18 protein-coding genes are annotated in these 24,979 nt (G+C 41.5%); 13 read left to right on the top strand and 5 right to left on the bottom strand.

Annotation, left to right across the window (positions count from 1 at the left end; translation table 11 throughout):
- Positions 1 to 51 precede the first annotated feature (51 nt).
- From frr to AK825_RS08755, 10 genes are all read left to right on the top strand, one after another.
- Positions 52 to 606, top strand: a complete 555-nt coding sequence (frr, locus tag AK825_RS08800) for a ribosome recycling factor (protein WP_068036368.1) — start codon at positions 52 to 54, stop codon at positions 604 to 606.
- Between the two features lie 284 nt (positions 607 to 890).
- Complete coding sequence (gene uppS, locus AK825_RS08795; RefSeq protein ID WP_068036367.1) at positions 891 to 1,646, top strand: polyprenyl diphosphate synthase; 756 nt, start codon at positions 891 to 893, stop codon at positions 1,644 to 1,646.
- Positions 1,647 to 1,719: 73 nt separating this feature from the next.
- The gene (locus AK825_RS08790) at positions 1,720 to 2,529 is read left to right on the top strand and encodes a phosphatidate cytidylyltransferase (protein WP_068036365.1); all 810 of its coding nucleotides are present in this window, start codon (positions 1,720 to 1,722) and stop codon (positions 2,527 to 2,529) included.
- Between the two features lie 149 nt (positions 2,530 to 2,678).
- Entirely contained in the window at positions 2,679 to 3,881 is a 1,203-nt protein-coding gene (gene ispC / locus AK825_RS08785; protein ID WP_068036363.1) for a 1-deoxy-D-xylulose-5-phosphate reductoisomerase, read from the top strand.
- A 33-nt stretch (positions 3,882 to 3,914) separates the two neighbouring features.
- The gene (gene rseP, locus AK825_RS08780) at positions 3,915 to 5,291 is read left to right on the top strand and encodes an RIP metalloprotease RseP (protein WP_068036361.1); all 1,377 of its coding nucleotides are present in this window, start codon (positions 3,915 to 3,917) and stop codon (positions 5,289 to 5,291) included.
- Positions 5,292 to 5,555: 264 nt separating this feature from the next.
- Complete coding sequence (bamA, locus tag AK825_RS08775) at positions 5,556 to 8,018, top strand: outer membrane protein assembly factor BamA (protein WP_068036359.1); 2,463 nt, start codon at positions 5,556 to 5,558, stop codon at positions 8,016 to 8,018.
- A gap of 151 nt (positions 8,019 to 8,169) precedes the next feature.
- Entirely contained in the window at positions 8,170 to 9,186 is a 1,017-nt protein-coding gene (gene lpxD, locus AK825_RS08770) for a UDP-3-O-(3-hydroxymyristoyl)glucosamine N-acyltransferase (protein WP_068036357.1), read from the top strand.
- 112 nt (positions 9,187 to 9,298) lie between these two features.
- Positions 9,299 to 9,808: a 3-hydroxyacyl-ACP dehydratase FabZ gene (gene fabZ / locus AK825_RS08765; protein ID WP_068036355.1), complete on the top strand. Its 510-nt coding sequence runs from the start codon at positions 9,299 to 9,301 to the stop codon at positions 9,806 to 9,808.
- 189 nt (positions 9,809 to 9,997) lie between these two features.
- A complete protein-coding gene (gene lpxA / locus AK825_RS08760; RefSeq protein WP_068036353.1) occupies positions 9,998 to 10,777 on the top strand; it encodes an acyl-ACP--UDP-N-acetylglucosamine O-acyltransferase in 780 nt (259 codons plus the stop codon).
- Between the two features lie 274 nt (positions 10,778 to 11,051).
- Complete coding sequence (locus tag AK825_RS08755) at positions 11,052 to 12,404, top strand: sodium-dependent transporter (RefSeq protein ID WP_068036351.1); 1,353 nt, start codon at positions 11,052 to 11,054, stop codon at positions 12,402 to 12,404.
- Between the two features lie 100 nt (positions 12,405 to 12,504).
- On the opposite strand, the gene tgt is transcribed toward AK825_RS08755, so the two are convergent.
- Positions 12,505 to 13,656 (bottom strand): tRNA guanosine(34) transglycosylase Tgt, encoded by a 1,152-nt coding sequence (gene tgt, locus AK825_RS08750; RefSeq protein ID WP_068036349.1) that lies wholly within the window; start codon positions 13,654 to 13,656, stop codon positions 12,505 to 12,507.
- Between the two features lie 302 nt (positions 13,657 to 13,958).
- Between tgt and AK825_RS08740 the strand changes: the two genes are divergently transcribed.
- A complete protein-coding gene (locus AK825_RS08740; protein ID WP_227514043.1) occupies positions 13,959 to 14,552 on the top strand; it encodes a heme-binding protein in 594 nt (197 codons plus the stop codon).
- 164 nt (positions 14,553 to 14,716) lie between these two features.
- Here AK825_RS08740 and asd read toward each other — a convergent pair whose 3' ends face one another.
- Complete coding sequence (gene asd, locus AK825_RS08735; RefSeq protein ID WP_068036343.1) at positions 14,717 to 15,850, bottom strand: aspartate-semialdehyde dehydrogenase; 1,134 nt, start codon at positions 15,848 to 15,850, stop codon at positions 14,717 to 14,719.
- A 423-nt stretch (positions 15,851 to 16,273) separates the two neighbouring features.
- Here asd and AK825_RS08730 point away from each other — a divergent pair, with 423 nt between their 5' ends.
- Positions 16,274 to 17,404: an endonuclease/exonuclease/phosphatase family protein gene (locus AK825_RS08730; protein WP_068036341.1), complete on the top strand. Its 1,131-nt coding sequence runs from the start codon at positions 16,274 to 16,276 to the stop codon at positions 17,402 to 17,404.
- Between the two features lie 491 nt (positions 17,405 to 17,895).
- Here the strand turns inward: AK825_RS08730 and AK825_RS08725 are convergent, their stop codons facing one another.
- The 3 genes from AK825_RS08725 to lptD all read right to left on the bottom strand — a co-directional run bounded on the left by AK825_RS08725 (position 17,896) and on the right by lptD (position 23,339).
- The gene (locus AK825_RS08725) at positions 17,896 to 18,141 is read right to left on the bottom strand and encodes a hypothetical protein (protein ID WP_068036338.1); all 246 of its coding nucleotides are present in this window, start codon (positions 18,139 to 18,141) and stop codon (positions 17,896 to 17,898) included.
- Positions 18,142 to 18,623: 482 nt separating this feature from the next.
- Complete coding sequence (locus AK825_RS08720; RefSeq protein WP_068036335.1) at positions 18,624 to 20,027, bottom strand: peptidylprolyl isomerase; 1,404 nt, start codon at positions 20,025 to 20,027, stop codon at positions 18,624 to 18,626.
- Positions 20,028 to 20,234: 207 nt separating this feature from the next.
- Entirely contained in the window at positions 20,235 to 23,339 is a 3,105-nt protein-coding gene (gene lptD / locus AK825_RS08715) for an LPS assembly protein LptD (protein WP_227514042.1), read from the bottom strand.
- A 478-nt stretch (positions 23,340 to 23,817) separates the two neighbouring features.
- Between lptD and AK825_RS08710 the strand changes: the two genes are divergently transcribed.
- Complete coding sequence (locus AK825_RS08710) at positions 23,818 to 24,945, top strand: phosphotransferase (RefSeq protein ID WP_082787219.1); 1,128 nt, start codon at positions 23,818 to 23,820, stop codon at positions 24,943 to 24,945.
- The last annotated feature ends 34 nt before the right edge of the window (positions 24,946 to 24,979 follow it).

The raw sequence follows: 24,979 nt of genomic DNA, 5'->3' as shown, positions 1-24,979 counted from the left end.
AATAACCTAACAACATTGAGTATTATCGGTATCGATAAATAAGGACACATAATGATTAATGAGATTAAGAAAGACGGCGAAGCTCGTATGGCCAAGACTTTAGAGGCGCTTGAGGGCACTTTTAGTAAGGTTCGTACTGGTCGTGCACACCCAGGCATGCTGTCAGGCGTTATGGTTAGCTATTATGGTGCAGATACACCGCTTAACCAAGTAGCGAGTGTCAACGTTGAAGATTCGCGTACGCTACTAGTGCAGCCATTTGAGCGCACTATGGTGCAAGCGATAGATAAAGCCATTCGTGAAGCAGATTTGGGTCTTAATCCAATGACTGCCGATGTGATTCGCGTACCAATGCCAGCTTTGACAGAAGAGACTCGCCGCGATATGCAAAAACTTGCGCGTGGTGAAGCTGAAAACAGCCGTGTTTCTATCCGTAATATCCGCCGCGATATGATGAACGACATCAAAGATTTGGCGAAAGAAAAAGAAATATCTGAAGATGAAGAGCGCCGTGCTAGTGATGATATTCAAAAGATCACTGATAAGTTCATCGAGACTATCGATAAAAAACTTGATACTAAAGAGACTGAGTTGATGGCAGTATAACTGTATTCTTCTTGGTGGTAGTTTAAATAGACAGTCAGTAGCCTTTTATTACTATTGGCTGTCTATTTTTATATATGTTGATTTATAAGTATTAAGTGCAGTACTCCATAACAGAGACCTTAATATTATAAACTGATGATTTCCGCTTATGATAAATCTGTGGAATTTAGGCGCTAGACTTTTTAAATCTGATAGCGCAGGTTATGATAAATGCAGCGTTTTTAAGCCAGTTTCTTAAAGCAGTATCGCTGACAAATTTACCTTTATAATAAGCAGTATAGTCCATGTCTACTTCAGCCCCTTTGGGTTCTATCATTATCCCTCGTCATATCGCTATCATCATGGATGGCAATAACCGTTATGGCAAAGCAAATGCTTTAGGTCGCGGTGAAGGACATATTGCCGGCAAAGATGCACTAGATCCTATTGTTGAGTATTGTCTAGATACTGGCATTGAGGTGCTCACAGTATTTGCATTTTCAAGTGAAAACTGGCAACGACCGCCAAGCGAAGTGGCGTTACTTATGCGTCTGCTGACCTCAACGATTCACGAGCAAATGCCGCGAATGAATAAGTACCGTATTCGGCTACGTTTTATTGGCGACCGCAGTCAGCTCGACAATGACTTACAAGCGTTGATGCTGGATGCAGAAGCTAAAACGGCACATTTTGAAGCGATGACACTAGTGATTGCTATCAGTTATGGTGGTCAGTGGGATATCGCCCATGCCGCAAAACAGTTGGCTCAACAAGTTGAAGCGGGTAATTTACGTGCTGAAGACATTGATAATGATTTGCTAGGTAAATACGTACAGCTAGCCGATGAGCCTGCCGTGGATATGTTAATAAGAACAGGTGGTGAATATAGAATTTCCAATTTCTTATTGTGGCAATCAGCCTATGCAGAGCTATTCTTCACCCAAACATTGTGGCCAAATTTTGTTGCAGATGAACTTGCAGACATGATTAAAGAGTTTGCGCAGCGTCAACGCCGCTTTGGTAAAACCAGCGAACAAGTTGAGACGCAGGCATTGCGCTAGTTAACGCATTTGTATTAACTGTTATACTATAGTACTGAGCAAATGTTTCTTATCACTATAAGGCCTGACTGGTATGTGGCAACGGATTAAAACAGCAATTATTTTAATTATTATTGTTGGGATTGCACTGTTTGCAAGTCAAACGCCCATCTTCTTTGCACCGTTACTGGCGATTGGAGTAACTATTGCTGCGCACGAATGGACGAAGCTCATGCCTGCATGGCGTCAGCCTGTCGTTTTTGTAATGATGGTGCTAGCCATAACTCTGATATCCTTGATGCTTGAAGTCACATGGGTGCTTTGGTGGGTGGCGTCTTTAATCATTTGGCTAATGGCGTTATCTTGGGTCGGTAAGTTCCCTACGCATACTAACTGGTATGGCAAAAAGCTGAGTTTGATGGGGGTGGTGATATTAACCGCATCGATCACTGCGATGTTTTACTTATGGCAGCTGTCAGCATGGTGGCTGATGTATGTATTCTTATTGGTATGGTGTGCAGACAGCGGTGCTTACTTCGTCGGGCGTAAGCTAGGTCGGCGCAAAATGGCACCCAATGTTTCTCCAAATAAGAGTATGGAAGGGCTAGCTGGTGGGTTGGTTACAGGCTTGCTAGTGGTTATCGTTATCAGTGTCTTTAAACTACAGCTGACTGGTGTGGCTTTGGTTGCCTTTGTCGCGCTCTCTGCAGTGACGATTTTGGCATCAGTATTGGGTGATCTATTTGAGTCAATGCTTAAACGCCGTGCCAAAGTAAAAGACTCAGGGACCATTCTACCGGGTCATGGGGGTATTCTTGATCGTATTGATTCACTATTATCCGCTACTCCGATATTTGCGCTCGGTTTTTGGGGTCTGCAACACTTAGGGTTAATAGTTGTCTAAACTTTCAAGAGCTTCCAAGTGTCTCAGTCTGTCCGTTTATCTCTAATTTATACTTTGAAAAGTCAGCAATGAATTGTTGCTGACCAAATATTTTTGACATTCAATTTTGAATAACAACTTTTTAACAATATTCATGGGCATTGATAGTTATGACGCAACGCATCGCTGTACTTGGCGCAACGGGCTCTATTGGCGACAGCACGTTAGCAATTCTAGCGTCGCATCCACAAGACTATGACGTCTATGCTTTATCAGGTCATCAGCGTTTAGATAAACTATTTGCACTATGCCAGCAGTTTGAGCCGACACGTGTATGTGTGTCGACGGCTGATGTCGATAGTTTTGCTAAGCGACTTGGCGTGGCAGGCTTAACGATTGATGTGGTAGGCGGTGATAATGGTTTAATAGACATCGTAACCGATACGCAGGTTGATACCGTAGTCGCAGCTATAGTTGGGGCGGCAGGACTGCCATCGACATTAGCTGCTGCGCGCGCTGGTAAGCGTATTTTGCTTGCCAACAAAGAGGCGCTCGTCATGGCAGGGCAAGTGATGATTGCAGCAGTCAAGAGCCATAATGCAACCTTGTTACCTATTGATTCTGAACACAATGCAATTTTTCAATGCTTGCCGACGTCTATTCAGCAAAATAATACTCAGATTCATGAGCCAAGCCATGGCGTACGAAAACTATGGCTAACCGCTTCAGGTGGACCATTTTTACAACAGTCTTTTGAGCAAATGCAGCTGGCAAGTGTAGCCGAAGCAGTCAAACACCCAAACTGGTCGATGGGTCAAAAGATATCGGTCGATTCTGCAACGATGATGAATAAGGGGTTAGAGCTAATAGAGGCCTGTCATTTATTCGATCTACCAGAGAATAAGATAAATGTGGTTATTCATCCACAAAGTATCATTCACTCAATGGTAGAATATAGCGATGGTAGCTTTTTAGCGCAGCTTGGCAGTCCAGATATGAAAACGCCAATCGCGCATGCCTTGAGTTATCCTAAGCGTATTGATAGTGGCTCACAGCCATTAGATTTATATGCGTTAAGTGGGTTGGAGTTTATCGAACCTGACTTACAGAAATTTGCTTGTCTTCGTCTTGCACGTCAAGCCATGCAGGCAGGTACGCAAGCTACTATAGTACTGAACGCTGCTAATGAAATTGTAGTCGCTGCATTTTTAGCGGGACAGTTGCGATTAACTGATATTGCTGAGATTAATGAACGAGCGTTAACCGAGATACAAGTGCCACTATTAGATGAAAATGCTGATATTGAAGATATTTTGGCGATTGATAAAATAGCACGGCAACATACCGAAGCGCTTGTCGCTAAAATGGTATAACCAGATTCAGAGCAACCTAAACGAGAAAAGATCATGACGTTTTTACTAACGCTGCTAGCGGCGATTTTTGTCTTAGGGCCTCTGATTGCACTGCATGAATGGGGTCACTATATAGTGGCACGACTATGCGGCGTCAAAGTGCTGACGTATTCTATTGGTTTTGGCCCAAAGCTGACTGGCTGGACGAGCAAAAAAAGCGGTATTGACTACCGTATATCTATGCTGCCATTGGGTGGTTATGTCAAAATGCTTGATGAGCGGGAAAGTGAGGTAGCAAAAGATGAGCTGCATTTGGCCTTTAATCGCCAGCATCCGCTAAAAAAGATTGCTATCGTTGCTGCTGGTCCAATCATGAACTTTATTATCGCGATTGCGCTATTTTGGGTATTGTTTATGACCCCATCTGAGCAATTGGCCACTAAGATTGGACAAGTTTTACCAGATACTCCAGCGGCAATGGCACAGTTGCCAGTCGGGGATAAAATTATCGCGGTTGATGGTCATGAAGTACAGACGTGGGAAGGCATTAATTATCGCTTGGCAGGACGGATGGGTGAGACAGATAACGTCAGCATCACTCTGCAATCAGATGAACAATCTACGGATGCTGCGAAGACCTATCAAGCACCTGTGACGCAGTTTATGCAAGGCGATGCTAAAGGAAAAGATGCGTTAACCAGTTTTGGAATGTTACCTTGGCAACCACAGATTGCGCCAATCGTTGGTGACTTATCTGCTGATGGCGCAGCGCTTCGTCAAGGCTTAGCAGTAGGCGATCGCATCACTGCGATTAACGATAAAGAAATCAAAGATTGGATTAGCGCCACACGAATTATTCGTGATAATCCAGAAGTACTACTAAGCTTTACCGTCATACGTGATGGCAAGCCAGTACAGCTACAAATTATGCCACAAGGCAAGAAAGACAATCTTGGTAATGCCTACGGTCAGATTGGCGCTATGGTTGAACAATCTGAGATTGTCATTCCTGACGCGTATAAAACCACGGTGGTCTACGGCCCTGGTGAAGCAATGGTAAAATCGTTTGAAAAAACTGAACAGCTGGCAGTAATGACAGTCAGCTCAATGGGAAAAATGATATCAGGTATGATCGGTCTTGATAATTTATCTGGACCTATTACTATCGCTAAAGTCGCTAAACAGAGCTTTGATATCAGCTGGGAGATGGTGCTATCTACTGCTGCTTTGATTAGCCTAAGCTTGGCAGTTTTGAATCTATTACCAATTCCTGTATTAGATGGTGGCCATATTGTGTACTATCTTATCGAGTTGATTCGCGGTAAGCCGTTATCGGAAGGGGTCCAAACCGTAGGATTAAATATTGGTTTACTCTTGCTGGCAGGTTTCATGGTGTTAGCGATTGGTAATGATATCAGTAGGCTGTTTTAGGTAAATGTAGTGTAACTTGTCAAGTAAGGCACGATACACTAACGTCTGCACAGATATCATGTTATGGTTATTCGGTTGATTTAACATCGTTGCTGCATCGATGCGACTGTACTAATCGTAATTTTTAGTTTATTTTATGATGCGTTTTATATAAAGTGTCATCTGTCATCCCATGTTTAAGTCGCAGACAGTGTGCTAATTGGGCTAGACAAAATACGCTTTTTAACTTAACTTAAGCAAGTTTTTTATTGACGGATAGTGTTTATGCGTACGCCTTTATTTATGAGTGCGGCTGGGTTGCCGTTAGTTGTAGCGATGATGAGTATGCCTGCACAGGCGGCAAACTTTGTGGTCACCGATATTGGCTTCAATGGTCTACAACGCCTAACCCCTGATAGTCTTTATCCAGTTTTACCTGTTACAGTAGGTGACACGGTTACAGATAGCAGTCTTGCAGCCAGTATTAAAGCACTGTATGCAACTGATAATTTTGCTAATATCCAAAGTCGTGTTGAAGGCAGTCAACTTAGTTTTGATGTCGTCGAACGTCCTATTATCGCTGAAGTTAACTTCGAGGGTAATAAGCTCATTCCCAAGGAAGGCTTAGAGCAAGGTCTTAAAAACGCTGGTCTATCCGCAGGTGATGTTCTTAAGCAGTCAACGCTACAGGGTGTTGCGAACGAGCTACAACAGCAATATATCAGCCAAGGTTACTACAATAGTAATATCGAGGTTGATCAAACGCTACTTGACGGTAATCGCGTAAAATTAGATGTGCGCTTTATCGAAGGTAAGCCTGCCAAAGTTGTCGATATTAACGTTATCGGCAATAAGCACTTTAGTGACGAAGACATAAAAGACGTTTTTGCGGTAAAAGAATCTTCATGGACACGTCTACTGTCCAAATCTGATCGCTATGCTAAAGAGAAGCTAGCGGCTAGTTTAGAGAGCTTAAAAGCATTGTATCAGAACGATGGTTACGTGCGTTTTAACGTCGATAATGCTGTGCTTAATATCAGTGAAGATAAAAAAAGTGTGTTTATCGAAATCAGCTTAAGCGAAGGCGAGCAGTATCAATTTGGTGAGATAAACTTCTTAGGTGAGCCGAAATTTGCTAACGATGAGCTCGAAAAGCTGGTTACTTTCAAATCTAACGAGCAGTACTCGCAAGCCAAGCTTGATGCGACTACTGCCGCGCTCAAAAGTCGCTATGGTAATGAAGGCTATTATTTAGCTCAGGTTCGTCCAGTGCCACGTATCAATGATGAAACTAAAGTCGTTGATATTGACTACTATATTGATCCTGCGCGTCCTATTTATGTACGCCGTATTAACTTTAATGGCAATATAAAAACACAAGATGAAGTACTACGTCGCGAGATGCGTCAGTTAGAAGGTGCATTGGCATCTAACGATAAAATTCAGCTGTCACGTACACGTTTGATGCGTACGGGTTTCTTTAAAGCTGTTAATGTCGATGTAAAGCCAGTACCTAATCAGCCAGACCAAGTCGATATCAACTATTCTGTGGAAGAGCAGCCGTCTGGTAGCTCAACGATCGCTGCTGGTTATTCGCAAAGTGGCGGTGTAACGTTCCAGTTAGATCTTACTCAAAATAACTTCATGGGTACTGGTAACCGCGTCAAAGCTGCATTATCACGCTCAGAAACGCGTGACTCTTACAGCTTAGGTTACACTGATCCGTACTTTACTGAAAATGGGGTATCACAAGGTGTCAGTGCCTACTATCGTGAGACCAAATACGATGATAGAAACGTTAGTAACTATGTTACTGACTCTTATGGTGCTACGCTGAACTACAGTTATCCTGTTGATGAAACTAAGCGTGTCAGTGCTGGAGTAAACTTCGATAATACGTCAGTACGTGGCGGACGTTTCCTAGGAGTATCAAATGTCCAACAACTTGTTGATGATGGCGGTACGGTTGAAAACTTTGAGGGAAATGATGAGTTCTCTGGACGTACAGGTTTCAAAAACGACTACAATAGCTATAACCTATTGTTAGGCTGGGATTACAGTACGCTAGATCGCCCCGTATTTCCAACTAAAGGGATGAGCCATAATGTTAATGCGACCTTAGGCTTTGGTGACACGACTTATCAGAAACTAACCTATACTGGCAACCTGTACTATCCTGTGTATAAAGATGTGATCGCACGCGGTTATACTAAGCTTGGTTATGGTAACGACTTACCATTCTACGAAAACTTCTATGCTGGTGGTTATGGTTCGGTACGTGGTTATGAGGCATCGACCCTTGGTCCTAGATCAAAAGCTTACGATGATGCTATCAAAGGTGTTAACCGTTTTAAAGATGAAGAAGTGGGTGGTAATGCTTTAGCAAGCTTCGGCACTGAGCTAATTTTACCAATGCCATTTAAAGGTGATTGGGCAGATCAAGTACGACCAGTAATATTTGCTGAAGGCGGTCAAGTATTTGATACCAGTGGTAAAGAGGATCGTAATTTTGTTAACCCGGCTAACGGTTCTGACGAGTTTCCCGACCGTAGCGATCCTAATGATCCAGACAAGACCAAAAAAATACCCTTGTTATATCAAGATAATGATATGCGTTTTAGTGCGGGTGTGGGTGTTACTTGGTACACCCCAATCGGTCCAATCTCGCTTAGTTATGCCGTACCTATCGGTGATAAAGAAAATGATGAAACTGAGAAAGTTCAATTCCAGATTGGTAGCACGTTCTAGTCAGACTTATCATTTAAGAGTCACTCCATATTGAAGTGGCTCTTAAAGATAGGTATTGGTACTGCTTTATCCCTATTATTTTAATTGGTTGCTAAACTGAAATTCCAGCTTGGCACCAGTTTTATTTTTATTAATCATATTAACGCTAATTATGATAACGATTGAACAACTTATCTTCCAAATTGAGCAGCGCCAGCCAGTATTAAATAAAGCTGAGTTTAGTGCTGCCCAATTATGTCAGTCTTTAGATGGTGTCGGTAGTCTGACTGATGCGAATAGCATGCAGCTGAGCTTCTTAGCAGACCCACATTATATATCTAGTCTGGCGTCTAGTCAGGCTGGCGCGGTTCTCGTTACTGAACAATATCGCATGCAAGTTCCACTATCAACCATAGCACTAGTCGTAGCGTCACCTTATTTAGCTTATGCTACTAGTAGTCAGCTTTTTGCGCGTCGTATATTGAGTAATGGTATTCACCCAACAGCAGTTATTGCTAATAGCGCGGTAATCGGGGCTGATGTTCAAATTGGTCCTCATTGCGTGATTGGTGAAAATGTACATATCGGTGCGCGTAGTTGTTTGGATGCTCATGTAGTCATTGAATCATATACGCATATTGGTACTGACAGCGTGTTTAAGTCGCAGGTCGTTGTTGGACATGACTGTATTATTGGCGATTATGTTAGACTACATGCAGGTGTTAAAGTTGGTTCTGAAGGATTTGGTTTTGCACCGACGCGAGATCCGAGCAGCAGTGGTTGGGAACGTATTGCACAGCTTGGCCGTGTGATAATTGGAAACCATGTACGTATTGGTAGTAATACCTGTATTGACCGTGGGGCAATTGATGATACCGTTATCGGCGATCACGTGATTATTGATAATTTAGTACAGGTCGCACATAACGTCCGCATTGGTGCGGGAACCGCTATCGCTGCCAATACAGGTATCGCTGGTAGTACTACTATTGGCAAGCGCTGCATTATTGGCGGGGCAGTAGGTATTACTGGTCATATTGAAATCACAGATGATGTTACTTTATCAGGCATGACCATGGTGACTAAGTCTATTAAAGTTGCTGGTTCTTATTCATCAGGGACGTCGGCAATGCCAACCGCTAAGTGGCGACGGGCAGCAGTACGCTTTAAGCAATTAGGTGATGGCTAAATACATCGAATTTTAACTATCAACAATATTGTCAAAACAGTAATAGCTAACACTAGAATAAACAACACTATTAATCATAAACAGTACGCAAAAAAAGCAAGGAAGCCCCATTATGAGCGCCACAGATATAGATACTTTAAATGATGAAGACATCAAAACGCTATCTGAACAAGGCTTAACACTGCCGTTGACTTATCATACGCTCAAGCACTATCTGCCACATCGTTATCCGTTTATGTTGGTTGATAAAATCACCGCTTGTAAGCCTGGTGAATGTATTACTGGTATCAAAAATGTGACCATCAATGAAGAGTTTTTTAATGGTCACTTCCCTGACGAGCCTATTATGCCAGGGGTGTTAATGGTTGAGTCTATGGCTCAAGTTTCAGGGGTGTTAGGCTTTATTAGTGCTGGTTTGACCGCAGAGGATGGTTATTTATATCTGTTTGCAGGGGTTGATAAGGTTCGTTTTAAACGCCGAGTGATTCCTGGTGATCAGCTAATTATCCGCGCCAAAACAGTGATGCAAAAGCATGGTATCTATAAGTTCGATTGTACAGTACACGTTGAAGATGAGCTGGCTGCTAGTGCTCAGGTGATGATAGCTCGTCAAGAGCAATAAAGAGCTAGTAATACTAATTGCTTTTAAATTAATAGTTGGCTAGCGTGTTTAAAGATTGACGTCAATACTGGCGATGAGAATAATCATTAATAATCATATTTATGATCGGAATTAGTATTAGCATTATCATTAAGGCTAGACTATCTGTTTTACCATTTACTCGCATCAAATGATACAAAGGCCTGCATTATGAGTCAGATTCATCCCACAGCGCTCATCTCACCATCTGCTACGATTGATGAGACAGCAATTATCGGACCATATTGTATCGTTGGTGATGAGGTAACGATAGGTGCGCACACCATTTTGCATCGTCATGTGGTAGTGACTAAACTAACGCGTATTGGTAAACATAATGAGATCTTTCAGTTTGCAAGTATCGGTGAGAACCCACAAGATTTGAAGTACGCTGGTGAGCGCACTTGGCTTGAGATTGGTGACCATAATAGTATTCGTGAAGCTTGTAGCTTGCATCGCGGTACTGTGCAAGATAAAGGCTTGACCAAAATTGGCAGTCATAATTTATTCATGGTTAATACCCATGTCGCTCACGATTGCTTAATAGGCAATCATAATGTCGTAGCGAATAATGTGGGTATTGCAGGACATGTGACTATTGGTAACAATACGGTTATAGGTGGTAACTCAGGTATACATCAGTTTTGCCGAGTAGATGATTATAGTTTAGTCGGCGGTGCTAGCTTAATCTTAAAAGATGTTGCTGCCTTTACTATGGTATCAGGTAACCCAGCACATGCGCATGGACTTAATATCGAAGGCATGCGTCGCAAGGGCTGGTCACAACAAACCATTGATGCATTACGCCAAGCTTATCTCACTATATTTAGATCTGGGCTAACGACTGTACAATCTCTTAAAGTTCTACAGGAAGATTTACTACCAAAAGAGCCAAAAATCCAGTTGCTCATTGACTCGTTGCAGCATAGTAAACGTGGAGTGGTACGTTAGCATAGTACTACCAAGTCACTAAATCCTTTTATATCAACCCCAGTATTTAAACGAGCCATACATAATTGTTATAGCTTTTTATGTTTATGACTACTTGACTTTTTTGGCCGCTTAGCAGAAACTGAGCGTTTACGGTATTGTAAACAATTCTTTCTTAATGTTGCTGAGCGCGTCACATTGATGCGTTGACTAAATAGCTTGATATTAATCATAACTATTTATAATAATCAGGGATGATTATGGACAGCATTAAGTGAAGCACGAGGAAAGAAAAATGGCTATCAATAAAAAAGAACATGCTCAATGGAGCTCAAGCTTTGGCTTTGTACTGGCAGCAGTAGGATCAGCAGTTGGTTTAGGAAATATATGGAAATTTCCATATATGGTCGGTGAAAGCGGTGGTTCAGCTTTTGTTATTGCTTACTTGTTCTGTATCGCGTTGGTTGGTTTTCCAATCTTAGTAGCCGAATGGTTAATCGGTCGCCGTGGCCAAAAAAACCCTATCAACTCCTTTGCGGATGTAGCAGCAAGCGAAGGCAAATCACGTAGTTGGGGTATTGTTGGTGCTACTGGTATCTTAGGCGGCTTCTTAATTCTATCGTTTTATAGCGTTATTGGTGGGTGGGCACTTAACTATATTACTAAAGTAGGTACAGGAAGTTTTACAGGTCAAGATAGTGATTCTGTCGCTGCGACCTTCGATTCTATGCTAGCTTCAGCAGGTACGTTGACGATTTGGCATACCGTATTTATGATCATTACTGCTTTGATCGTTGGTATAGGTGTGACTAAGGGTATTGAAAATACTGCTAAAATTTTAATGCCGCTATTAGGTGTTATTTTATTCGTTATCGTTGGTTACAACGTTATGAACGGCGGTTTTGGCGAGGCAGTTAGCTATTTGTTTGCCCCAGACCTTAGCAAGTTGACTGCTGATGTGATGCTCGCAGCATTAGGTCATGCCTTCTTTACGCTATCTATTGGTATGGGTATCATGGTTGCTTATGGCTCATATCTGGGTCGTGAAGTGAACTTACTCAAAACGGCACGTACTGTTGTTATTCTCGATACAGTTATTGCTTTGGCTGCTGGGCTAGCAATCTTCCCAATCATCTTTAACAATGGTCTTGATCCTGCTTCAGGTCCTGGACTTATCTTTGTAAGCCTACCGATTGCTTTTGGTAGTATGGGCGCTGGTACTATTATTGGTACTTTGTTCTTCTTATTGATTACTTTTGCTGCAGTAACTTCGTCAATCTCATTACTTGAGCCGACAGTTGAGTTTCTAGAAGAGCGCACTTCAATGAGTCGTACTGTATCGACTATTGTGGCAAGTACGGTAATTTGGCTGCTAGGTATTGCTGCACTGTTATCATTTAACCTATGGTCTGATTTTACTATTATGGGTAATGGTATCTTTGATATTCTAGACAAAATCACTAGTAAATTCATGTTACCTTTAACAGGTCTTGCAGCGATCGTATTCCTTGGTTGGAAAATGGATCAGAATAGTATCCAGCAGGAGCTTGGCTTGTCCAATGGTGCTTGGCAGCTTTGGCAAGTAGTGGCTAAATTTGTTGCTCCGATTGCCGTAGTTGTAGTATTTATTACCACGCTAATAGGTTAGAGCTTGCGCGTGTTAAGTCATAAAATTGGTAAGTAGTAAAAAAGGGCTTAAGAATTATCTTAAGCCCTTTTTTTATGCGTGCCAATCTCAAAAACTATGATTAGCGCAGGTTTAGCTCAGGAACCGTTTGACCGCGCTTACTGTAAAACTCACTAACGAACTCATCGAAGGTGTCTTGTTCAATAGCGTCTCTGATACCTTGCATCAAACGCTGGTAATAACGTAAGTTATGAATCGTTGCTAATTGAGCGCCTAGCATCTCTTTGCACTTATTAAGATGATATAAATAGGCACGGCTAAAGTTTTGGCAAGTATAGCAGTCGCACTCAGGATCTAATGGGCCTTCATCGTTACGATACTGGCTATTACGGATACGTACCACACCAGCATTGTCTGTGTCGCCTGTGACGAAGTAATGACCGTTACGGGCGTTACGAGTCGGCATGACGCAGTCAAACATATCGACACCTCGGCGCACTGCTTCAACAATATCTTCAGGCTTACCAACACCCATGAGATAACGTGGCTTGTCTGCTGGCATCGCATCTGGCATATAATCTAAAACATCCATCATCTCATCTTTTGGCTCACCAACAGACAGACCACCTATTGCATAACCATCGAAACCAATCTCTAGTAGACCTTCAAGTGATTGCTTGCGCAAATCTGGGTACATACTGCCTTGGATGATGCCGAATAGGGCATTGGTACTACCTAATCTGTTATGCTCGTCAACGCAGCGCTGTCCCCAACGTAGTGATAGCTCTAAAGATTTTTTGGCTTCATCGTGAGTCGCTGGATAAGGCGTACATTCATCAAATTGCATGACGATATCTGAGTTTAAGCTATATTGAATCTGCATCGACTTTTCTGGTGATAAAAATACCTTAGCACCATCAATAGGGGATTTGAAGTCGACCCCTTCTTCAGTAATTTTACGCATTGCGCCAAGGCTAAATACTTGGAAACCACCCGAATCGGTTAGGATAGGCTTATTCCAATGCATAAATTTGTGCAAGCCACCGAATTTATCGATAACTTCGGTACCTGGACGTAGCCATAAGTGGAAGGTGTTACCTAACACGATATCAGCGCCAATGGCTTCAATATCACGTGGCAGCATACCTTTGACCGTACCATAAGTACCAACGGGCATAAAAGCAGGCGTTTGCACGTCGCCATGATTGAGATGAACTGTACCACGGCGTGCACGCGTCTCGCCGCTGGCCGTTTTATGTAAGACAAATTGCATATAATAACCGCTATTTAAGCTATGAAAATGGCGCTAATTATAGCATTGTTAGCCATTTTTTGGACATAGATGTTTATGGGTTATCAACTTTATGGCTCATTCAACATAGGTATTGGATATTGTCCAGCTACAACCAAAAGATACAGACAGCGCAACTTAATGCTTGTTAAAGTAGAAAACGAGGTGATGAAGTATGGTACTAAAAAAAGCCGTCAAGCACTGCTTTTGAATAGTGGAGACATAATATGACCAAAGCAATCTGTTTACTACTAAGCAGCTTATTATTTATATCAGGAGCAGCTATGGCTACCGAAGAGCCAGACTATACCGTCTTATTGCAGAATGATAACTTTGAGTTGCGTCGTTATGATGAGCAGCTGGTGGCACAGACTTGGGTAACAGGTGATCAAGACGCTGCCAGTCGCGAAGGATTTAAGATATTAGCGGATTATATCTTTGGCAATAATACCGCGCCAAGTGGAGAAAGTAGCAAGATTAGTATGACGGCTCCCGTTACCATGCAGCCTGAAGTTAAAAAAGGTAGCGACGAATCACAGAAAATTGCCATGACTGCGCCAGTAAATATGCAACAAGCCGATGGTAAATGGCGCGTACAATTTACTATGCCAAGCCAGTATACAATGCAAACATTGCCTAAACCAAATAATCTAAACATCACAATTAAAGAAATACCCGCGCAGACTTATGGCGTTATTAAATTCTCAGGGTTAACAGGCAGTAAAAAGGTCGCTGAAAAGACGGAGGATTTGCAGTCTTGGATGAAGACACAGAAATTGGAAATGACTGGAGTTCCTGAATTAGCACGCTATAATCCGCCATGGACGCTGCCATTTATGCGCCGCAATGAAGTTATGATCGCTTATCAGCCAAAATAATACTAGTCTCAAAGCATATGACTAGCAGTGTCGAATTTGCTAAGTCTACCAAATATAATACCTATACTCTTTTTCCGTGCTACTCACATTTTTGGAAATGATATACCCATAAAAAAAGACAGCAAGCGCTGTCTTTTTCGTATTTGACTTTTAGAGGAATAATCTTAGCTGTTTTGCTCACGGATGATGTTTAGCATACGGCGTAATGGTTCAGCTGCACCCCATAATAGTTGGTCGCCAACCGTAAAGGCCCCTAGATATTCAGGACCCATATTAAGCTTACGCAAGCGCCCTAATGCCACTGTCAAAGTACCCGTTACTGCCACTGGTGTTAAGCGGTTCATGGTGGCTTCCTTATTATCTTCGACCAAATCTAACCACTCATTGCCACTGTTTTTCAGTGCTGCTTCAATTTCTTCTAACGGAATATCTTTTTTTAGCTTAATAGTTAGACCTTGTGCATGACAGCGCATTGCACCAATGCGCACACACATGCCATCGATAGGAATGTTGTTAGCTTCAGAGTTGCCAAGAATTTTATTGGTTTCAACGCCGCCTTTCCACTCTTCACGTGACTGCTTGTTTTCTAGTTGCGCATCAATATAGGGGATCAAACTACCGGCTAATGGTACGCCAAAGTATTGCTTAGGAAAGTCGTCCGAGCGTTGAGTTTGGGCGATTTTTTTATCGATTTCAAGGATGGCGCTTGCAGGATCAGCCAGCTCGTCTTTGACAGCATCATGTAGTACGCCCATACCATTAATTAACTCACGCATATTGTTTGCGCCTGAGCCACTCGCTGCTTGATAAGTCATGGCACTGACCCATTCGACCCAGCCTTTGTTAAATAACTCACCGATAGCCATTAGCATCAGTGACACCGTACAGTTGCCACCGATAAAGTCTTTTTTGCCGTTAGCTAAGGCACTATCAATAACAGTACGATTGACTGGATCAAGAATGATAATGCTATCGTCTTCCATGCGTAATGTGCTTGCCGCATCAATCCAATAGCCATTCCAGCCATTTTCACGCAATGGTTGGTGTACTTTTGAGGTATAGTCGCCACCTTGGCAGGTAATAATTACATCACAATCACTTAGTGCTGCAATATCATGAGCATCTTTTAGTTGGCTGGTCTTAATACCATCAAAGCTTGGCGCATTACCACCAGCGTTACTGGTTGAAAAAAATACGGGTGTGATACCGTCGAAGTCATTTTCTTCCTGCATACGTTGTATTAATACTGACCCAACCATACCGCGCCAGCCTACCAAACCTACTGTTAAATTACTCATGAAACTTAATCCTTCTTACAATTATTTATTGCATCGCCAACCAATAACAATGCCGTGAATAGTTATAAAAAGCAAGGATTTTTAACTAATTCTAAGCATTTTCTATTCACTATTAATTATGATAATTATAACTTTTAGTTATTGCTATTGTAATAATATTCATTAGATTTACTAATCTTTAATAGTATTGAGTTAAAATAGGGTTAAATGTTTGGCTCTTTATTTATGGTAGGGGTCAAAATTGTAGTATTTTACGGAAGGCTAGGCTTAATTAATGTTCAATAGTAGGCTATAGTCTTATGAAATGCTAAAGTAGGCTTCTATTATCACTTTAGATGAGAATAATACAGGCTTTTGTCATCTAATGATGACGGATATAATTATCACTTCAACCATCAATTTAATAAACGGTTAATACATACTATGGATCTCTCCCTATTATATTATGGCGCACAGTGGTTAGCAGGGTTTATCGCATTTGTAACGGTATGGGGTTGGTTGCCTCTTGATAATTGGTGGGTGCGAGGTGTTGAATTTCCCCGTATTCAGATAATGGTACTAGGCGTCATTGCATGGGTTAGCATGTTAATGTTTTGGCCAGACTGGCAGTTAGGACAATGGTTGTTATTTATAGCTCTAAGTCTTACTTTGGCTTTTCAGCTCAGAATGGTATTACCATATACTAAGCTTTGGAAAAAAGAAGTTCAGAATGCAAAAGACAAGCCAGAAGGGCAAGCCCATCAGCTTAAAATAATGGTATCAAACGTCCTTACGCCCAATGATAAAACACAAAAATTGGTCGATTTGGTTAATCAAAGACAGCCTGATATTTTGATTACGTTGGAGAGTGATGAGAAGTGGGAAAAAGCTCTACATCAAATTGAGGTAGATTATCCTTATACTGTAAAAGTACCGCTAGACAATCTGTATGGTATGCATCTATATTCTAAGCTTGAGCTGATAGATCCTAAAGTTAAATATTTAATGATAGATGATATACCCTCTATTCATACGCAGCTGCGCCTGCAAAGTGGTCGAGTTATTTGGTTGTATTGTTTGCACCCGATGCCGCCAAGTCCGACGGAAGCAGATAAGTCAACTACCCGTGATGCTGAGCTACTTATGGTTGGCAAACACATCAAAGATAATGATCAAACCGCGATATTAGCGGGTGATCTCAATGATGTAGCATGGTCAAAGACGACCCGCCGTTTTCAACGCATTTCAGGTTTATTAGATCCGCGTATCGGTCGACATTTTATTAATACCTTTCATGTCAAATATCCGTTTTTACGCTGGGCACTAGATCATATATTTCATAGTGCTTGCTTTACCGTGGTTGATATTCAGCGTATGCCTTCTATTGGCTCTGATCATTTCCCTGTTATGACTACTTTACAGTACGAACCAGAAGAGGCGAGTAAGCAGGAACAAAATGCTCCTACCGCTCAAACTGAAGATATCAAAGAAACAGAAAACAAAATTGAAGAAGGCAAAAAGGAAGGAACCAAAGTCTCAAAAGAGCATGCAGAAGAACAGGCGGATTTTAGTTAACATCATCGTTTAGCGCGCAGCTATTCTTTCTATTCAGTTAGGCGGATAAATGTAAGCTAAAGCGTACAACAAATAGGGTTTTTAGCCTCTAGCTACTCATATATGATTCCAATACAATAGCACCATCAACACAAGGATAGGCAAGGAGGCGGTGTTGAGACAGTAGCAATACAGGAACAGGTCAGCCCGCTGTCTTATAGGCTACTGTTTGTGACTTAGGATGAGTCGCGAAGGAAGAAACAATAATAATAACAATATGAAGCGTTAAAGCCCCGAACCAATCGCCCTAGGTTCGGGGCTTTTCTTTGTGTACTATTTCGTTAAATGATAGGGTTCTACCAAACTAAATACAGTAGCTCTAAATATAAAAAGCATATGCATTTGCATATACCTTTAAAAGCAATAATGATTTTCAAGCACGTTTATCTCACCCACAATCATCTCTTTGAAATAAGATAGGTTACTTCAATTGTTAGTTAAGCCAGTTATAATTACAAACCCACTTCTTCTTGAGTAAGTACACTGATTTTGATGGGTACAGCGTACAACCATGTCATTCCAGCGGTACAGAAAAATTTTCCATCGCGAAAAGACACAATACGAGCCGTAAAGTCATTATCAATTTGATCGCTAATAGCACGCTCATCACTATCATCGTCTACTGCACACCAAATCTGTTTATCGCCACGATCTAACATCGCTCGAGTTAAGTCGCTACCAGTTAATTTATTGTCCACGTTTATGTATCCTAAATATCAAATATGATTATGGAGGTGTAAAAGATGCACTGCGATGCAGTGTTTTTATATTTATAATATCCATGACAGTCCCTAAAATGCTACCTCGTGAGATTTTTCATTTATAGCAATGAGATTAATGAAAAACTACTTGGGCTTAGCAAACTGTTGGAGCATTATATTTACCAAACATCAGCTGATTGTTACAGTTATTGTGAATAATGGTTAGGAATAGTACAAACAGTTATAAAAGGATTTAAGTTAACAATAAACCAACAAAACCAAACTCTAGTTGGTTGTAATAATACTAGCATATAATAAGCGACTTGCGGGGCGTAAAAAACATTGAGATTTCTTAATGATTAATTGAAAATTTAATTGCTATAAATGGATTTTAAAATAATAAAAAGGGCATATACATCTGTATACGCCCTTAAAAACCTATCAACTGTAACTTAAGCTAAAAATATGATATCTAGATATCAATTAAGCACTTGGATGTAAGCACCAGCACGTAACTCTTGTAACCAATCTTCTTGGGCTTGTGGTGCTAAGCGTTGATACAGTGCTTGACGAGCCATGTTGCGGCGATACTGCTCGCTGACATCCTGTTGGCGTTTACCTTCGACTTTTAAAATATGCCAACCAAACTGAGTTTTAAAGGGCGCAGAGTAATCACCAACGGTAGTGTTTTTCATAACAGCTTCAAATGGGCCAACCATATCTTCTTCGCTTACCCAATCAAGATCACCGCCACGTCCCGCTGAACCTGGATCATCTGAATAAGTTGATGCTAGATCTGCAAAATCTGCACCTTTACGTAGCTGACCATATAGATCGTTAATCTTCTGTTCAGCAAGTGCATCAGTTTGTAGCTCATCCACTTTGACCAATATATGACGAGCATGCCACTGCGGTATAATCATAGTGTCACTAGCTTTTTTATTAGCCAGTTTAATAATATCAATGCCTTCAGGGGTCACTAGTGGAGCGCTAACGGCACCAACTTCAAGCTTAGTAATCTCGCTAGAGAGCTCTATGGGCAGAGCAGCAGCTTTATGAAAACCCATATCGCCACCTTGTAACGGAATTGGATAGCTGCCTTGGGCTGCGGCTACAGCAGCTTCAACATCGACATTTGGCGCTTGTAGACGAGTACGTAATACTTGAGCGACTTTTAGCGCCTCACTACGTTGAGCTTCAGATAAGCGACTATAGTCATCTATATACGGTACGCGAACGTGAATAGTTTGATATTCACTTTGATTTAGGCGCTTGGCTTCCGGAGAGTTCAAAAACGCATCAATATCTTGCTCACTGATACGTACACGGCTGGTGATTTGGCGCTGTTGCAAAGACTGAATAGCAGCATCTTCAATCAGTTGTGCACGTAAAGCGGCATAGCTTCCTGCTTGATTGGCATCTAGACGTTGCTGTAGAGCGCTAATACTACCGAGTCCTTCAGACTGAGCAATTTGTGCAAGACGTTGATTGATGGCTGCTTCATCGGCCTTGAGACCGACACGATTGATTAACGAGAGTTGCAACTCACGTAGAATCAATGCATTTAATACCTCAGACTGCAATTGCGCTGAATTGGCGATAGGCTCGCCAGCTGCTTGCGCACGTGCTTGGGTTTGAGCAATAGCATCGACTAAGTCGCTTTTTAAGATAGCGTTATCATTGACTAGAGCAATAATACCGTCAGTACTATTAGCAGGCGTTAAGCGAGCATTGTTGTTTTGACTAGCAGTTGCAACGTTTGGTTGCGCATTTGCAGGTTTAACAGTTGCTGCTTGACTACTAAAGCTTATTAAAATGCCTGCGCTCATACCCATAGAAATTAGTACAGCACGGCTGGTCTGACGTAAAGAAAAAAATCTCATGATGCTCCTCATCAATGTCATCGCATCGGATGGTGTTTGGGCAATGATCTTCATAATTATTCGCAGGTTACATTACGAATAATCATATATTGAATACTCTTGCCCACAATGTTATTACGTGATTGTTTAGTCTATTGAATTGCTTCAATTACTACATTATCGCTCGTTAATTTAAGACTGCTAAATCAATATTTCTAAAAATTTCTGCTAATCTTTCCAAGCAGTTTGTACTGGCTCAAAGCCTAAGACCTTATCCGCAAGTAAGCGGGTGAGACGACTGCTACCACTGCCAAGCCCGTTGAGCCTAATCTCTGCCATAATCGCTTGCGTAGGTTTCTCTTTAAGGTTTAAATCATTATAGTAGCGGCGACCATAAACTGCAAAACCAATACAGCAGTCTTCATAATCAATACCGACGAGTGCATCTAGCATTTTATCACTACGATAATCGTATTGTCCTTGTGCCAACACGCGCCAACTGTTATTAACAGGGAAAATTGCCGATGCTGTAAATGCAGATAATGGCAATTGGTCAGTATTCTCATCACGCTGGCGTTTGACAAAACCGACGTTAAATAAGCTATTATCTGACGGCTGATAGCGTAGCTCTGTCGTAAGATAATTGAGGTCGTAGCTGTTATTTAAAGCGCCACTAACATCAACCCATACGTTATTGTAAGGTTGGGTGCTAGCATTCCATACCATTCCAGATGATGAGGTGTTAAATACTGGCGTCTGATCATCAAGAGTGACGCGCCCATCACCATAATAGAACTGCTCTGCAATGCTACCATCAAAACGTGTCACACCCGTTGCGTCGATGTAACGATAATTGATACCTGGAGTAATGGCATGCAAGTCTTGCAAGCGATCATGTCCTAAGAACCAACTGTCCGAAAATAGCTGTTCATAGTTAATAGACGCAATACGAGTATTGAAGTTAGGAATATCGTTTTGGTCTTCAAATGGTGAGTAAGTATATTTTAGACGCGGACTAAGTAGCTGATAGCCGCCCATTGTATCGTCGAAGGCACCAAATGGTGAACCAGGGCGATAAAAGTGCAGACCAGCATCAATACTAGCTTGTGGTACAAATACTGATTGATTACCGTCCTCTTTATTTAATTGGTTATCCTCTAAGCTATCTTGATCATACGAGGTGTACAGGTGTTGCAGGCTAAGCTTGGGTTTTACATAACCCCATGCAGCTTCAATCGGATAAGTAGTGCTTAACTTGTTATAGACACGTACACCGCTCTTTTCATCTTCAGAACCATCATCAATGGATTTTTTGAAGTAAGCTGAGTCGTGAACGCCAGTAATATCAAAGGCATCTAACCATGGTAGGCGGTAATTTAATGATAACTGTGGTAGACGTGAGTAGGGCTTATCTTTATCTTCTAGCGCATCGCCTGCGTTAGTAAATGCACTGAGCGTTTGGAACGTTTCAAGTTTTAGCTCACCATTAACATAATCATTATAATAATTAAGTCGGGCACGTCTTGGCAGGTTCAACGTATTGTCTGATAAACCCAGCGTATCAAAGTCGTTAAGGTAGTCTTCGTCAGACACATAACTGTACTTCGCATCACCACTCAAACGTGGAATGCTATTCGATGACCAATAATGATCATAGAAAAAGCTACTCCGATCCTCATCGTCATACTCTTTGTCATTAGGTAAATATGAGCCGTTAAAGATACCTTCGCCATATTGCTCAGTTAAATAACGGAACTCACCTGAGAGCATAGGATTACGATTGGTGTAGATATGAGTGTTTAGGGTAGCATCGTAATTGGGTGCTAAATTGAAATAATAAGGAATATCGATTTCGAGACCACTTTCGCTACCAATACTGGCACTAGGTAATAAAAATCCACTACTACGGCGACTGTCGATAGGGAAGTTGAAGTAAGGTAAGTAAAATACAGGAACATCAGCGATACGGAAGGTAGTATTATAAGCTTCGCCGCGCCCAGTCTCAGTATCTAGATCAATGCTTTTAGCATCGAATTGCCACTTGCGATTTGTGGGCGGACAGGTGCTGAACATCACCTCATCAAGCTCATACTGAGTGTCGTTAGGTCGATTCAAACGCTTGGCGTAGCCATGTGCTTGCAATTCCACACTGGCAAAAGCCACTTCATCAGCAGTTGATTGTCCAGTCTCAGTATTATAAGCCAAGTTATCTGCAACACCGATAAGACCACCCTGTGCAGCCTTGTTCGTAATACCAACTTTACCATTATTTCGAGTGTTGCCATTGCCAGTGGCTTGGTCAGTAAACATCACTTTGCCTTGCGCAGCAGCAATGCCATTGGTCAAATCAAGCACGACTTTATTGGCTTCGATATGCTGAGTGCCTTGGTCGATAATGACGTTGCCTGATAGCTCAGCATAATCTACATTATCGTAGTAGCCGTAATCAGACTCCGCAAACAGTGGCGCTTGATTATTAGGAACGCCGTTAAGATTGGTATTTGCCTGTCCACCTGCTTCATTTACTGCGCGCTGGTAATTAGGATTACGTTTAGGATTAACCCATTGGCCTTCACAGCGCTGAGCGCTATCTACGACCCTTGGAAGTAGCCTTAAGTTTTCACCTACTTTTGGAATGGTTTGCGGCGTAGGCGTTAGCGTATTTTGAATACCGTCTTGTTCAGAGCCAGTAGTCTGTTCAGAGTTTATAGTATTGTCATTATTTCTTAAAGTCGACGGATCAGTATCTGGAGTCAGCTCATAAAATTCTGCTAAACGCATCAGACTGTCTTGAACACTTTCATCATTAAGATTAAGACGATTGTTATCAATTGCTGAATTCTTATTCGTATTTTGACGTGTCAGCGTTGAACTCTTATTATCGCTTTCATTGAATGATCGCTCTGCTTCAAGAGCTAGGTTTTGAGTAGTTTCAGTTACTGGCAGCGCAGCTATGGTGTCAGTTTCAGTAATTACATTATTAGCAGTTAATTTGTTATTAGAGATGAAATCATCGCTAGAAGTTAAGTTATAACTGGTATCTTTAGTCTGATTGCTAATCGGCACGACAGCAATTTGCTCAGAGTTGGCAAGCCCAATAGTGGTTGAAGAGTCCAAATTTGTCTTTGGTATAGTGCTTAATTCATTACTATAGCTATTGCTGTATTCTTTGGTAGGAGCACTAGCAATACTAGGGCTGTCAGAGATTAACGGTGCTGCCTGCTTATCATCGCTCATTACTGTAGCAGCGCTCACAGTCAAGCCGGTCAAGCTCAAGGCACCAAATAAAATCAAACGAATGCTTTGGTAAAGCGGAGAATATAACAAGGGCACACCTATGATTGCAAAGCCTATGGGGTTGCGATATTTGGTTCAGTTGTATATTTTAATCTCGTCCTATATCTAAGCTAGACTGATAAAAAACCAGTTTGAGCCAATAAAAACGAGTCAATAGCAAAGGTATATCTGACCACTATACGATAATATAGATTTGGATATCCGGTCATATTACAACTATTGATGAGTTATCATAGTCAAAAAAAACCAAATCAGCTACACTATTCATCAAATTTTATGACGTAGCAAGACGTTTTTACCATTAATGCTCAGCACAGCGCATAAAATGAGGCTTAAAAATAACCTAAAACGTCCAGCAAATAAAAATAGCTCGTCATTTTAGCAAGTATTCACTTTATTTATTACTAATTTAGTCATTAATGCTAGGTATTTTTGACGATTGTATTTTCAGTATTATTGTTCTTACAATTATCAAGTACTTAAGCTTATTGACTGTTAACCTGCGATGCACTTTATGACAGACAATATAGTTTTACAGCCTGATGCCAATACTAATATCAATACTGATGTCGATAACAGTACCCGTCAGCAGCAATTAGAGAACTGGTTGCAGCAAGTATTTGAAGATCAAACGTTTATTCTTGATAGCTTACCGGGTGATGCCAGTGCACGCCAGTACCATCGCATACAACTGTTTGATGCTAACAGCAGCGATGATACCCCAGCAGCACGGTATATCGTCATGGATTCCGCTGATGAGCAAGAAGCAATGCAGCAGTTTGTCAACGTTACTAAGCTGATGGCGCCTGCAATCAATGTGCCAGAGCTTATTGCCCAAGATATGGCACAAGGGTTTTTGGTACTACAAGATTTTGGAGCGACAGAGTTCGCGCACTTATTGGTTGATGCGCCAACTGCAAAGGTGAATGACTGTTACCAGTTGGCGATGAAAACATTAGTCGATCTACAAAAAACATCTGTGCAAACAGCTCGCGTAGAGCACGAACTACCAGATTATAATGGCGCAATGCTCAATCGTGAAATGGATTTGTTTCGTGATTGGTTCATACCTTATATTGGTGTAAGCCTTAATGAGAAGTTATGGGAAAATCTAAAATCGGCCTTAATCGATGATATTTTGACTCAACCGCAGGTGATTGTTCATCGTGATTATCACAGTCGCAACTTAATGCAAGATCAAGCAGATCATTCGCGCTTAGGCGTCATTGATTTTCAAGATGCTGTAATCGGTGCATATACTTATGATTTGGTATCCTTAGTGCGTGATGCATATGTTGAATGGCCAGAGAGTCAGGTATCAAGCTGGGTTAATGATTTCTGGCAATTGCAGCAGCTAGCAACGCTACCGACAGCGGACAGTGCTGAGCAGTTTGAACATGATTTGAATGTAATGGGTGTACAACGACATCTAAAAGTATTAGGAATTTTTATTCGTTTGTCTGAGCGTGATGGTAAAAACCGCTATTTGGCTGATATTCCAAAAGTTATGCGCGATCTCATTCTTGAGTTAAATTGCCTTGCTGAGCAAGGTAGTGATGCTATGAAGCAAGCAATATTGCCGTTTAATCAATGGCTGCAAGATAGCGTATTACCTGCTTATCAAGACAAGTTTGCATCGTAATAGATGTCAATGAATTGAGTTGATTACCAAAATA

The sequence above is a fragment of the Psychrobacter sp. P11G5 genome (assembly GCF_001593305.1).
Lineage (GTDB): Bacteria > Pseudomonadota > Gammaproteobacteria > Pseudomonadales > Moraxellaceae > Psychrobacter.
This window is presented reverse-complemented; position numbering and strand designations above follow the sequence as displayed.